Source organism: Phaeocystidibacter marisrubri (assembly GCF_008933165.1).
GTDB lineage: Bacteria > Bacteroidota > Bacteroidia > Flavobacteriales > Schleiferiaceae > Phaeocystidibacter > Phaeocystidibacter marisrubri.
This window is the reverse complement of sequence record NZ_WBVQ01000002.1, coordinates 197714-209709: the sequence shown is the minus strand read 5'-3', so window position 1 is coordinate 209709 and position 11996 is coordinate 197714. Positions and strand designations below refer to the sequence as shown.

General features: G+C 42.8%; 14 protein-coding genes. 9 read left to right on the top strand and 5 right to left on the bottom strand.

Annotated elements, in window-relative coordinates; genetic code table 11:
• Window positions 1–6 precede the first annotated feature (6 nt).
• Entirely contained in the window at window positions 7–348 is a 342-nt protein-coding gene (locus tag F8C82_RS08310) for a hypothetical protein (protein ID WP_151693126.1), read from the bottom strand.
• A 141-nt stretch (window positions 349–489) separates the two neighbouring features.
• Here F8C82_RS08310 and rdgB point away from each other — a divergent pair, with 141 nt between their 5' ends.
• A complete protein-coding gene (gene rdgB, locus F8C82_RS08305; RefSeq protein ID WP_151694067.1) occupies window positions 490–1071 on the top strand; it encodes an RdgB/HAM1 family non-canonical purine NTP pyrophosphatase in 582 nt (193 codons plus the stop codon).
• Here rdgB and F8C82_RS08300 read toward each other — a convergent pair.
• The 3 genes from F8C82_RS08300 to F8C82_RS08290 are packed head-to-tail and all read right to left on the bottom strand — an operon-like array spanning window position 1068 to window position 3056.
• Window positions 1068–1613, bottom strand: a complete 546-nt coding sequence (locus F8C82_RS08300) for an RsmD family RNA methyltransferase (protein ID WP_151693125.1) — start codon at window positions 1611–1613, stop codon at window positions 1068–1070. The two genes, rdgB and F8C82_RS08300, sit on opposite strands and share 4 nt — an antisense overlap.
• Window positions 1604–2443 carry a DUF3822 family protein gene (locus F8C82_RS08295; RefSeq protein ID WP_151693124.1) on the bottom strand — a complete coding sequence of 280 codons (840 nt, stop codon included), beginning with the start codon at window positions 2441–2443 and terminating at the stop codon, window positions 1604–1606. The genes F8C82_RS08300 and F8C82_RS08295 overlap by 10 nt, the downstream gene beginning before the upstream one ends.
• Window positions 2427–3056, bottom strand: a complete 630-nt coding sequence (locus F8C82_RS08290) for a hypothetical protein (RefSeq protein ID WP_151693123.1) — start codon at window positions 3054–3056, stop codon at window positions 2427–2429. The genes F8C82_RS08295 and F8C82_RS08290 overlap by 17 nt, the downstream gene beginning before the upstream one ends.
• A 106-nt stretch (window positions 3057–3162) precedes the next feature.
• On the opposite strand from F8C82_RS08290, the gene F8C82_RS08285 reads away from it, so the two are divergent.
• Complete coding sequence (locus F8C82_RS08285) at window positions 3163–4578, top strand: ATP-dependent DNA helicase (protein ID WP_151693122.1); 1416 nt, start codon at window positions 3163–3165, stop codon at window positions 4576–4578.
• Between the two features lie 7 nt (window positions 4579–4585).
• On the opposite strand, the gene F8C82_RS08280 is transcribed toward F8C82_RS08285, so the two are convergent.
• Window positions 4586–5572: a hypothetical protein gene (locus F8C82_RS08280; RefSeq protein WP_151693121.1), complete on the bottom strand. Its 987-nt coding sequence runs from the start codon at window positions 5570–5572 to the stop codon at window positions 4586–4588.
• Between the two features lie 415 nt (window positions 5573–5987).
• On the opposite strand from F8C82_RS08280, the gene F8C82_RS08275 reads away from it, so the two are divergent.
• The 7 genes from F8C82_RS08275 (at window position 5988) to F8C82_RS08245 (ending at window position 11995) form a co-directional block, all read left to right on the top strand.
• Window positions 5988–6848 (top strand): hypothetical protein, encoded by an 861-nt coding sequence (locus F8C82_RS08275; protein ID WP_151693120.1) that lies wholly within the window; start codon window positions 5988–5990, stop codon window positions 6846–6848.
• 11 nt (window positions 6849–6859) lie between these two features.
• Window positions 6860–8365, top strand: coding sequence for an alpha/beta hydrolase family protein (locus tag F8C82_RS08270; protein ID WP_151693119.1), 1506 nt, complete (start codon window positions 6860–6862; stop codon window positions 8363–8365).
• Window positions 8366–8508: 143 nt separating this feature from the next.
• A complete protein-coding gene (locus tag F8C82_RS08265) occupies window positions 8509–9585 on the top strand; it encodes an outer membrane protein assembly factor BamB family protein (protein WP_170266200.1) in 1077 nt (358 codons plus the stop codon).
• 114 nt (window positions 9586–9699) lie between these two features.
• Window positions 9700–9879, top strand: coding sequence for an ATP-binding domain-containing protein (locus tag F8C82_RS08260; protein WP_151694066.1), 180 nt, complete (start codon window positions 9700–9702; stop codon window positions 9877–9879).
• 16 nt (window positions 9880–9895) lie between these two features.
• Window positions 9896–10591: a YjjG family noncanonical pyrimidine nucleotidase gene (locus F8C82_RS08255; RefSeq protein WP_151693117.1), complete on the top strand. Its 696-nt coding sequence runs from the start codon at window positions 9896–9898 to the stop codon at window positions 10589–10591.
• 64 nt (window positions 10592–10655) lie between these two features.
• Window positions 10656–11516 carry a hypothetical protein gene (locus F8C82_RS08250; RefSeq protein WP_151693116.1) on the top strand — a complete coding sequence of 287 codons (861 nt, stop codon included), beginning with the start codon at window positions 10656–10658 and terminating at the stop codon, window positions 11514–11516.
• Window positions 11513–11995 carry a hypothetical protein gene (locus F8C82_RS08245; protein WP_151693115.1) on the top strand — a complete coding sequence of 161 codons (483 nt, stop codon included), beginning with the start codon at window positions 11513–11515 and terminating at the stop codon, window positions 11993–11995. The genes F8C82_RS08250 and F8C82_RS08245 overlap by 4 nt, the downstream gene beginning before the upstream one ends.
• Window position 11996 lies beyond the last annotated feature (1 nt).

Here is an 11996-nt window from a genome sequence, read left to right as displayed (position 1 = left end):
GGGAAATTAATATAGCTCTACAATTTCGTCAGATAGAAGAAATTGGCCGCTTTCTAAGGTGATTCTGTATTCCCCATGGCTCATCTCGCTGAGGTCTAATCCCAAATTGGTGTTCTCTGTTCCGTTTAATTTTTGAAGATGGATACGTTCTCCATTGGGACCGTAAATGCTCAATTGTAAATCAGCTTTTAGAGGGTTGATGTAGTTGAATACTACCAGTTTGTTAGCGCGCTCCATTTTCCATTGCACCATTTGTACACTTATGGGGGCGGGCAGTTGTGGAGCGGTAGATGTCGCAGATAGAGTTGTTCCCATTGCAAAGGCTAGGATAAATAGAAAGGTTTTCATGACTCACGGTTTTAGTTGATGAGTCAAATGTCACAAGGTGGGGAAGAAATTAGGTAAGCGATGTCGGTGAGTGGTACATTTGAAACGGTGAATGGTTTGAACAATAGAACCGATGCTACCGTTGACATTCAAAACAGTATTATGAAACTAGTATTCGCAACGCAAAACGAGAATAAACTGAAGGAAGTTCAAGAGCTCATGCCCGAGGGAATTGAATTGGTGAGCTTGGCGGATATTGGACATACGGAAGAGTTGAATGAAACGGCAGTTACCCTAGACGGCAATGCTCGCCAGAAGGCAGAGTTTATCTATAGAACCTACAATATGTCGTGTTTTGCCGATGACACCGGGCTGGAAGTTGACGCATTAGACGGTGCTCCAGGAGTATACAGCGCACGATACGCTGGGCCAGCCAAAGACTCAAGAGCCAACATGATGAAGTTGATTGATGAACTTCACGGCAATCCGAATAGAGGTGCTCAGTTCAGAACCGCGATCTGTCTGTTCTTAGATGGAGACATCCACACTTTTGATGGAGTGGTTCGAGGTGCTATTCTTGAGAGTCCAGTTGGGGACGGTGGTTTTGGATACGATCCCATCTTTCGTCCAGAAGGTGAAACGAGAAGCTTTGCTCAAATGACTTCCAAAGAGAAGAATACCATGAGTCATCGGGGAAGGGCCATTCGAAATCTAGTTGACTGGCTTTCCGAAAATGTAGGTTAATTCTCTGATTCTTCTCCGAAAATAGCGAAGTGTACACTGCCGTACTTGCGAGTGTCTAGCAAATCAGGATGATCAGAAAAATCGTTTTCCATGCCGTGTTCAAGCACGAATACTCCTCCTTTGCGGAGCAGACCCTTAGATAAAACCGCTTCGATCAGCTCATGATGGCCTTCCCATTCGTAGGGAGGATCGGCAATGACAATATCGTACTTATTCAAGGTGCGTTGGGCGAACTTCAGTGCATCGCCTTTCAGTACTTCAATTTCTGAGTAGCCCAGTTGTTCAGCAGTTTTTTCGATGAACTTGGTGCAGCCCGGGTTGATGTCGACAGCCACCACCTTACGCGCTCCTCTGGAAACGAATTCGTAGCTCAAGTTGCCCGTCCCAGCAAAGAGGTCGAGTACCTCTACTTCATTCAAATTGTACCAGTTCATCAAGATGTTGAACAAGCTCTCTTTCGCTATATCCGTAGTAGGACGAACGGGGAGTTTTGCCGGAGCTTTGATGATCTTACCTCTGTGTCTGCCGCTAATTATCCGCATGAATGAAGTTGAATTAATGCTGCGTTGGTGCGAAGTTCTACAATGGGAATGGCATTGGAAGGATGAATATTTCCGGTGAATTCCATCCACTCTATGTTTCGGATGTACTTGGATAAAGTACTCCACAGTCCGAAATTCTCGGTGAGTGGACCACTCACTTTCATCGGCACTTCATCTTGATTGAACTTCAATTGCTCGTAGGCGAAAAGGACGTAGTACAACGCGTCATCTTCCGATTGAATAGCGTATGTGTTTTGAAGCAACAACGATCCATTAGAAACCGCAGTAACGCTCAGTGCTCCAGGGTTGTAGTCAATGTACATGTGCTGACCAGGACGCGTTTTCCAGTGGCGTGTAATCGCGGTGGCGTGTATTCCTGCATCGGGAAGTGCGAGCAGGTTGGAATACACCTCAGCTACGCGTTCCAATTGAGCGGGGATGCGCTCGTGAATGAGAACGGATTCCATTTCATCCATTTCTGTAAAAGCAAAATTCCCCTTGCCGAGAGTGGCCTCTGAATATGTCGAAAACTTACTTTCGTCAAACAGTGCCTTGGGAATCCACGTGTTCAGGTTGCTTTTCCATCCCATTTTATACGACCCAAAAGGTTCGTTGAATTGTTTGAGCAATTCCAATACAGCGTTGGGATCAGACGAGAGTTCGTACTCAGCAAGTAGAACGATGCGACCTGTTGGCTTGTGTGCCAATGAAAAAGAAAGTCCATCTCCCGCTTGGAAGATGGACAGTTCTCCTTCTTTCGAAGATAATTGTTCAATCGCAGGGTCAATAAATTCTCCGCGAGTGATGATGCTATTATTTCCAGTTACCACTCAAAGAAACTTCTGTGAGTGATCCGATAGCCAAATAGTCGTTTTTCAGCTTATCGAGGAAGTATGAATATTCGCCGGATTTGTAGTAATCGGCAAAGAGATCTTCGTTTTTGATGGCCGCTTCGAAAACCGGCATGTACTGACGGTTCTTCATGATTTGAGAAGCTTCCAAAGAAATAGGCACTTTGTTCTCATTGAACGGAACGTAGTACATTTCTTCCATAGGGTCGAAATCTGGAGACAAGTCCATCTTGCTTCTCACGGATTCTTGACCAATAACACGACGAATGACCGTGTCTTTCAACATGTCTTTTTGGTAAACCTTACTGTAAGCCATGTAGCTGGAATCCTTGCGTTCCTCGATGTTCACCATACCGGTGTCTACAAAAGCAACAAGATTGTCCAAGTTCGGAACGTATGTTCCGTAAATTCCTTTGTACACCTTTTGTGCATCGCGGATGAGCTCTAGACGCTGCTTAGCTACATTTTCACGCTTCGTTTGAATTCTCTCAAATTCAATAGGTTCCATGATCACACGATAGATCTTGAAACACAAGAAGACTGCCAAAAGCAATAGCGCCGCGCGAATTGCAAGAATGATTTTTCCGTTCATAGCCTTAATAAGAGTGGTTTTCGAACGCTGACAAAACTACAATTTTTTTTCAACGGATAAAGTTGGTAGAAGGTTTCTGAGGCACTTAAATTGCCAAGATTCTCCTATGGATGTAAAACCTTCTGAAATAGCGCATCAGCTTCGTGCTAACTTTCCTTTTGAACCAACGTCGGATCAAGATGCCGCGTTGGGTTCAATGGCAGAATTTCTATGCGATGACCGCAAGGATGTGGTGTACGTATTAAAAGGTTATGCGGGTACAGGGAAAACGACATTGGTTCGATCTCTTACCAAAACGCTACCTCCTCTCGATTTCAAAACTGTACTCTTGTCGCCTACAGGTCGAGCCGCAAAGGTGATGGCGAGCTATTCCGGAGAAAGAGCCTACACCATTCACAAGGCGATCTACATTCCTCAGCGCTCACCGGGGGGAGGGATGATGTTTGGACTTCGTCCCAATAGAGCGAGTAATACCCTGTTTATTGTGGATGAAGCTTCGATGATTTCCGATGCGACCATTGAAGTTTCGAGAAACTCTCTACTCGAGGATTTATTGATGTTCGTCCAGATGGGCTCGGGAAATAAGCTGATGCTGATTGGGGACACGGCCCAGCTTCCTCCTGTACATTACGATACGTCGCCAGCGCTTGACCCCACAGTTCTTGGATATTACGGCAAGGAAGTCTACCTGGCAGAACTCACTGAGGTCATGCGTCAGGCTGCCGAATCTGGAGTGTTGAAGAATGCAACGCAACTCCGCCAACTTCAAGTGGATGTGTCTTCTCCCAAAATAGAAGAAACAGCCGATGTACATCGATTATACGATGGCTATATGATTGAAGAGGCCTTGAATAACGCCAATAATGAAGGTCTTGAGAACGTCGTGGTCATTGTTCGATCGAACAAGCGAGCCAATATGTACAATCGTCAGATTCGTTCAAGAGTTCATTGGAGAGAGGACAGAGTGGCAACGGGAGATTACCTCATGGTAGTTAGAAACAACTACTTCTGGTTGCCGAGCAAGAGTAGGGCAGGCTTTTTGGCAAATGGAGATATTGTAGAAGTATTGGAATTGAGAAATTCCATGGAGATTCACGGATTGAGTTTTGTGGATGCTACTGTCCGGTTGCCCGACTTTCCCGATGAAGAACCTTTTGAAACCAAGCTCATATTGGATGTGCTAGACTATGAAGGGCCGTCTTTGAGCAAAGAAGCACACGATCAACTCTTCCAAGGCGTTTGCGATGATTACGCCGATGAACCTTCTAGGTCAAAGCGCATGGAGCGAGTAAAGAATGACCCTTTCTTCAACGCACTTCAGGTGAAGTTCTCTTACGCCGTTACTGGTCACAAAGCCCAAGGCGGTCAATGGAAACACGTATTCATTGAACACCCGTGGTTGCCAGAAGGAGAGGTAGATCTCGAATACCTCAGGTGGCTCTACACGGCCTTTACACGCTCAAGCGAGCAGGTGTATTTGATTGGATTTCCCGACGATTTCTTCCTGCATCCTCCGCAGTAATTTATTTTTATTTCACTATTTGAAGAACTTCATTGACATGCATTCTTAATTGGCTAAAGAATGATGAACGTTGACGAGCTGCACTACCAGAAATTTGTACACCCATATTCATGTGAGAAAGAAAGGCAGTTTCAAAATCACGACAAAACGCCTCATCATTCGTACTTATCAGTTCGATGCCAGAGTAGGCAATCCAAGCTTTTCTATTCGAATTGATATTAGCCAACGCTCCGTTCGCCATCATTATATAATCACATAAATAGACTTCGGTACGGTATCTTGCTCGCTTTTGATTCTGTTTCGTCCTATACTCACAATCATCGATCATTTTTAAGACATCGTCTATAATACTAAGGGCTGTAGGACGCAGAATGTGTCCTGAGTAGTAGCAATATTTGATTTGCTCTAACACATTTGACAGCGTTCTCGTAGTCCAAAGTTCTATAGTTGATAGTTTGTTGTAAGTATTAGCTATTTCTGACGAAAGTTGAGATAGTCTATTTGAGATTTCCTCTGGTTGAAATACATGATGAAGATGAGCTGCGGAAACTGCTTGACTGCGTATCCATACTTGTAATTTAAAAATGCTAAGGTTCGGATATTTGAAGTAGTGAAATAGAGGGAGATCACGAGCCGAATAGTACAGTGTTGCGTTTGGAAAGAGCGTTAACTCTTGTAGATCATTCAATATTTTTTCAAAGTAAATTATCATGTCTTGCTCCTTCCTAATCTTCTCCGATCGGTTGAAGAGTACAACATTGTTTGAGTTTGATTGCATGGCATAGTCAGTAGATATTAGATACTTAGAACTCAAGTGCATCACATCACTGAGAGTGAGCTTTGTCTTTCCATTAATCTTGCGGTAGGCACATGCTAGAGAGGTGTTTAAATCTGAACTCAGCTTTTCAGCAAGATTGGTATGTGTCCCGAGCTTTGCTTTATAAAGCTGTATGAATGATTTCTGAAAGTGATCTAGAGCTATTTTGTTTTTCATCTTGGGTTAATTGGGTGAAGAAATATTCGCATTTAATGCGAAAGAATTAGCTCAGAGTGCTTGCTTTTGCATCAGATGCGAAACTTGAGATAAAATATTGAAGAACGGTGCGAAAAACCTTCGGTTGCTTCGCTTCAGCTGCGAAAATGAATATTCACTTCTTGTTAAATTTGTAACGATAAAAATAGCGGATAGAAAATAAACCCGTGAACAACCCATAGAATGATTTATTATGAAGGCAATACTTGTGCTTTTCGCCATAGTTGGTGTAGGCAAATTCAGTTGCGCACAATCAACGCGCGATATAATTACAGATAGTACGGTTGTGCGCTTTAGGTTCGAGGTACATGAACAGACCGTACCTTATTTAAAACAGGGGCTTTCTCCTAATGATATTGATGTCTCTGAACGTGATATGTTGAAACAACTAGAGAGTCAGATGGTCGTATCTCAAGGTATTAACAATCTCGATGAAAGATTCTTTCAAGTTGAAGTTCTCAGCTCCACTGAACTCGAAGATTGGATTTCTTCTCCAGATTTACTTTTGTATACACCTAGAGGAAGTTACGGATACACCGATGGAGAACAAGTTTTTCATTTTCCATATTCGGATATAGAAGTCCGTGAACAAATTGAAATAACAGAGGAAACCGATCGATTGGGATATCTGCCGATAATGATGTTTTTCCCAGATGTTAAAGACGAGTTTGTTTCTAAAGCACAAGAAGGTGGAGCAAGTTTGATTGAACTTTCAGATCGTGCATTTACATTGACTTGGAAGGATCGTACAATGACCTTCTATCCACAAGAGTTGAAGATAGAAACAGCTTATAGTATAGAGAATGAGCGAATTGTAACGCAGCAATGGTTTCAGTTGTTTGCGCCTTATGGATACGTGGAGAGTGTTCGAATAGAAGAAATCACAAGAACAGATCTCCAAACGCCAGTTACATTTAGTACATACTCAGAATTTAGCAATCACGTTTTGGAAGATCCAAATTCCATAGTGCCTAAATACACTGATCAAGCTTTCATTCAGATCCATCCGAATCCAATTGAGAATGAATACGAAGTAGTATTGAAAGGAATTGCCGATGATGAAGTAAGGTTAGTGCAAATCAGAGATTATTTGGGAAATGTTATTCATTCACACAAAGAAGCAAAGGCTAATAATGGTGTGATTGAATTGAATGGTACATCCTATCCATCAGGAGTGTTGCTTATTCTCGTATACACTCAAAACGGAGTTTACATGGAAACAATTAGCAAAAAATAAGTCTTGTAGCCATGAAATACACAGTATCTATACTCTCATTCTTCCTCACTTTTACTCTACAGGCACAGTTCACAGTGATTCAAGACAGTTCTCTTTCATTTGAAGACCCCTTAAATGAAAATACTCAGCCTATTACCTTTTCTACCCCACCGGATACAACAATTCCAAAATTGGTTTTTTGGGTTCACGGATTGGCTGGTGATGTTCAATCTTGGAATAGGGTTCAAGCTTCAACTGAAAATCAAACTGGAAACCCAATACAAGGCTATCCTGAGCGAATTACTGAGGGACTGGCTGTTGACTATTCGGGAAGGGAGAACTTGAGGATATTTCAGCTTGGCAGTTTTGTGAACAATAACATCATGGAACAATGGCGGGTGGCAGTAGCTCGGCGCGACACCCTTCCAGTAAGTAAAAACTTTGCAATAGCACATAGTCAGGGTGGAATCGTATTGAGAGCCATTCGGTATAACAATTTGCACTACTCCTCAATCAATCCTTCGCAGTTTGGTGCTTTTGCCACTTTTGACTCACCACATGGCGGTGCTTATATCATAAATTCCACTCGTCCGAGTAACGGAGATGTCCAAAAGTGGATAGAAGAAGGATGTCGGAAGTTGACTGCCGCTAAGCTAACCGAGATAAGACACTCGAAGTGGTATTTGAATTTTCTTTTGACCTCCGACGTGGTTCAGAAGTTTGCAAAAGGCGCATGTTCAGGGTTCGAAGGCTTAGTATTACCCATAATTGTTGATGCCATTCGCAAACCTGTAGGTCAAGATTATGCGGTTGGAGCACCGAGCTTGTCAATATTGAATACGGACGCTCAATCGGATACCATGAAAGTTGTGACCATTGCAGGTGTGGAGGAAGAACCTGTCTTTTGGCGAGTCCTTCACACAATGACCTATACTAGCGACACTTCGCTTTCAGGATCGATGTTGTTCAATGATCCGTTTTCATTAAATGAAGATGATGAAATGACGGTTTTCATTAACTCGCTGATTTTGAATTACAAGTTTAAGAGAGCTTACTACCAATATCTGTATGACGATTATTGGAATATGGTTGCTAGAGGAGTGATTCCAATTTGGCAAAGTAGATATGGATTACAAGATGATGCCAATACGTTTAAACACGCTTATCAATTTTTAGGCAGCGCTAATTTGAGATGGAAACGCTTCATTGGGGCGAGGCGAGATACGATTCTATTTAATAACACCTACACATGTCGCTGCTCAAGTCGTCCACCTTATGTAGTTAATGATCCAGCGCAATGTGGTACTATTCTGGGGACAGGTTGTATGGCTACTCCAAATTTTAACCAGATTGTTGTTGAGGAACCCAACGATGGGGTGGTGACATTGGCCTCTCAACTGGATTATCCAGGGGCTCTAGCTGAACGAATGGAAAAAACTAACCATATGCAGGCTAGGAATTGCGATGAGACAAAAGCTAAACTAAATCTGTTGTTCAATGGGAGGAGAGGTAAGGAATTCAGATTGTATAGAAGATGAAGATGATGCTCACATTTTTATGGATAGCTCTAACACTTTTGTCTTCATGCTCTAAACATGATGATGAAGTTAATTTGCTCAGCGGCCCACCGAAATTAGAAGTGGTTTGGCGCACATCTTTATTGGAGAATAAACGATTGAGGATGTCTTCTATAAATCCGGTGATGTATAAAGATGTTGTAGTATTCAGTTCTGATCGTGTAGTGAATACTGTGCGTTCCCCAGTGGTTTTTTTAGATACTGCCACTGGAGAGATTCGTGATTATTGGACGGACTTTTCAGATGGACCATTTACCTATCTCGATGAATCCATGGCACACGAGGGGCAATATTTATTCTTGAGTGGTCAACGATCCGTGGATTGCATTAATATGGAGACCCATCAAACTCAATGGCATGGACCTGCGGGTGATAATTCGCCATTGATTTATGTGAGCGATGGTTTTTTGTACAGAGGTTTTGAATATGATGGAATGAATCCTACGAATAACAGCGCAGCGATTATGCGTACTCCGGTAGATTCTCGAGACTGGGATACGGTGTATGCTTTTACGCGCACGGATAGATACAAACCAGGCTTTGATTCTATGGGTTTTGGCACATTGACCAATGGTGATGAAGTGGTAGTTTGGAAGAATCGAAGTATTACGGGAAGCTCAGATCGAACAGATATATTCGCTTACAACTTGACGGCAGATACACTTCTGTGGCGAAATATGGATTTTGTTGAAGGGTCAGGAGTGATTCCATTGAAAGTAGAGAGAGGAGTAGTTTATGGCCTCCTTCGCAATCACGCTGTGGCACTTGATTTGGCCACAGGAAACACAATTTGGTCTCAAGACTTCAATTCAGTAAAGGCATCATTCCCGTTACAATTTTATGAAGGAGATTTCTATATCAATGGTAATACTATGTTGATAAAAGGACCGGCTCATGAAATAATGGGATTAAGCATTGAAGATGGATCAATTTCTTGGCTCAGGAAAGATTTAGATTTTGGCATCGAAGATCGGTTCACATATTTTGAGGGCAAGCTATTTTTTACTACCACAGAATTAGCTGTAATAGATGTTCATACTGGTGAGCGAGTTCTGGAATCAAGTCGAGTTGAACACTTAGGCAATCTTGAAGGCAGAGTCACTATAGATCCCATCCGTCGAGTTATGTATATGAACAATGGACTGGAGGCTTTATGTGTGAAAATTCCGGATGATATTTAGTTTGTGATCTCGTTTAATTCTGCTCGGTTCCAATTGATAACCGGGCCCGTTTCCTAAATTCGAACATGAGTGTCTGGACCTCAGTATTCGTCGATATGGTAGTAATTAACTGCAATCGGTCACAAAGCCCAAGGCGGTCAATGGAAACACGTATTCATTGAACACCCGTGGTTGCCAGAAGGAGAGGTGGATCTCGAATACCTCAGGTGGCTCTACACGGCCTTTACACGCTCAAGCGAGCAGGTGTATTTGATTGGATTTCCCGACGATTTCTTCCTGCATCCTCCGCAGTAATTTGCACCTTTGCGCTATGCGAAATATCACTCACCTCTTTTTCGATCTAGACCACACCCTGTGGGATTTTAAGACCAACAGCAGAGAGACTCTTTCGGATTTATTCCACGAAATGCGTTTGAATGAGCACGGTGTGCAACGTGTGGAGGAATTCATCGAAACCTACGAGCTGGTGAATGACGAAAAGTGGGCAATGTATCGTTCAGGTGAGATTGATAAGGAAACTCTGAGAACTACTCGATTCTTAGACTCCCTTCGTCGGTTTGATGTGGAACACCCCGAGTTGTCCCATCGAATGGAAGCAGAATACATCAAGCGTTCTCCGCATAAAACCCATTTGTTTCCAAGTACTCTGGATGTGCTAGAACACCTTGGGAAGTCCTATGAAATGCACATCATCACCAATGGCTTTAGTGAAGTTCAAGATATCAAGCTCGAAAAATCTGGACTTAAACCTTTCTTTAAAAGTGTCATCACATCGGAGGAAGTTGGAGTAAATAAGCCCGATCCTAAGATCTTTCTTCATGCGCTTAAGTCCGCAGGGGCAGAGCGAAAGTATTCTGTGATGATTGGAGATAATCTGGACGCTGATATTCGCGGGGCGCGGAGAGTGGGAATGCATCAAGTGTTCTTTAACCCAGATGGAATGCAGCACTCAGACAAGGTGTCAGCAGAGATTCGCCAACTTTCTGAACTGCTTGAGTTGCTCTAGTGTAGCTAGTTTCTTTCAAGACTTTGGTCGCCACTTCGTAACTTTTGCAATTATTGTCTTGAAGATGAGAAGTGTTGCCGTTTTCTGTTTACTTGTTTTAACCGTGCTTTCCTGTAAAAAGGAAGTGCTGAATACCGTTGTTGGCAACTCACCTCCTGATGATTTAACAGTGTCTTACGAGGTTCGAAACCAGTATATTGAACGTGTGTATATTACGGTTTTAGGTCGCAAGCCAACCGCAAGTGAGTCTGACGCAGCTCGTTCTATCATCGACCCAAATCCAAGAGATTCTTCGCTTCGCTATCAATTTGTTAGCTCCCTTCACAACAGTAGAAGTGCTTCCGTCAAACGCTGGGATGACATTCGATCTGAGCTTCTTGAAAGTGTAGATACGACCTATGTCGTTCAATTAATTTCGAATTTAGAAACCTTGATGCAAGGAGCTCCACCCAATCAGTGGTTCCTCTATCAGATGGAAATAGATCGATTGGAACGAATTCACTATGCTGTAGATAGTCTGCATTCAGGGGCGTATTCACACGCAGAACTACATCAATACGCCATTGATAATCCTATATATGACGATATCAATATGGGATCTGAAAACTTCGTCGTATCAAGCTTTGATCATTTCTTTTATCGATATCCGACTCAATATGAACTTCAATCTGCCAAGCGAATGGTAGAGGGGTTTCGAGATGTGCTTTTCTTGCAAAGCGGAGAAGGGAAGGGGGATTATTTGAAGATATTCTTTGAATCAGCAGCCTACTCTGAGGGACAAGTACGCTACGTGTTTTCGAATTATTTGTTTCGCGAACCCCGTTCAAGTGAACGGCAATATCAGCAGGCTCTATTCGAAGCCGACGATGATTTTATGGGAATGCGCGCTCGTGTGATGTCTACCGATGAATACTTCTTCCAATGAAACACTTCTACCTCTACCTGTCGGTTCTTCTCATCGCTTCAGCCTGTACCAAGGTTGAGGTGAATCAGTATGAAGTTGATCCCGTTGAAGTTTCAGATGACCATGCGGAGAAGAGCAGAAGGAAGTCGGACCTTCAATTAATGAGTATAATGTACTCAGATGTCTTTGGTCAGAGTATCACCCAATCTGAACTTCAAACCCTCTCAAATACCTACAATTCTTTTGGGGATAAACAGGTGATTATTGATCGTTTAACTTGGCGTTTCTTGAATGATGTACAAGCAGATTTGCCACCACAATCGGAGTGGACAGCAAACCCTGAGGGATTGGTCAATACTTTATTTCAGCGCTATTTATCGAGGTATCCAGATGAAATGGAACGTTGGTATTACGTGAATTGGATGTCCGATAACCCCGATTTAGAAGTCAAGCATCTGGCCTATGTGCTGCTAACATCGGATGAATACAGATACTACTGAG

Excerpts from the sequence above, each read along its gene's own strand:
- F8C82_RS08310 (WP_151693126.1), bottom strand. The coding sequence starts at position 348 with ATGAAAACCTTTCTATTTATCCTAGCCTTTGCAATGGGAACAACTCTA.
- rdgB (WP_151694067.1), top strand. The coding sequence starts at position 490 with ATGAAACTAGTATTCGCAACGCAAAACGAGAATAAACTGAAGGAAGTT.
- F8C82_RS08300 (WP_151693125.1), bottom strand. The coding sequence starts at position 1,613 with ATGCGGATAATTAGCGGCAGACACAGAGGTAAGATCATCAAAGCTCCG.
- F8C82_RS08290 (WP_151693123.1), bottom strand. The coding sequence starts at position 3,056 with ATGAACGGAAAAATCATTCTTGCAATTCGCGCGGCGCTATTGCTTTTG.
- F8C82_RS08285 (WP_151693122.1), top strand. The coding sequence starts at position 3,163 with ATGGATGTAAAACCTTCTGAAATAGCGCATCAGCTTCGTGCTAACTTT.
- F8C82_RS08280 (WP_151693121.1), bottom strand. The coding sequence starts at position 5,572 with ATGAAAAACAAAATAGCTCTAGATCACTTTCAGAAATCATTCATACAG.
- F8C82_RS08275 (WP_151693120.1), top strand. The coding sequence starts at position 5,988 with ATGTTGAAACAACTAGAGAGTCAGATGGTCGTATCTCAAGGTATTAAC.
- F8C82_RS08270 (WP_151693119.1), top strand. The coding sequence starts at position 6,860 with ATGAAATACACAGTATCTATACTCTCATTCTTCCTCACTTTTACTCTA.
- F8C82_RS08265 (WP_170266200.1), top strand. The coding sequence starts at position 8,509 with ATGTCTTCTATAAATCCGGTGATGTATAAAGATGTTGTAGTATTCAGT.
- F8C82_RS08255 (WP_151693117.1), top strand. The coding sequence starts at position 9,896 with ATGCGAAATATCACTCACCTCTTTTTCGATCTAGACCACACCCTGTGG.
- F8C82_RS08250 (WP_151693116.1), top strand. The coding sequence starts at position 10,656 with ATGAGAAGTGTTGCCGTTTTCTGTTTACTTGTTTTAACCGTGCTTTCC.
- F8C82_RS08245 (WP_151693115.1), top strand. The coding sequence starts at position 11,513 with ATGAAACACTTCTACCTCTACCTGTCGGTTCTTCTCATCGCTTCAGCC.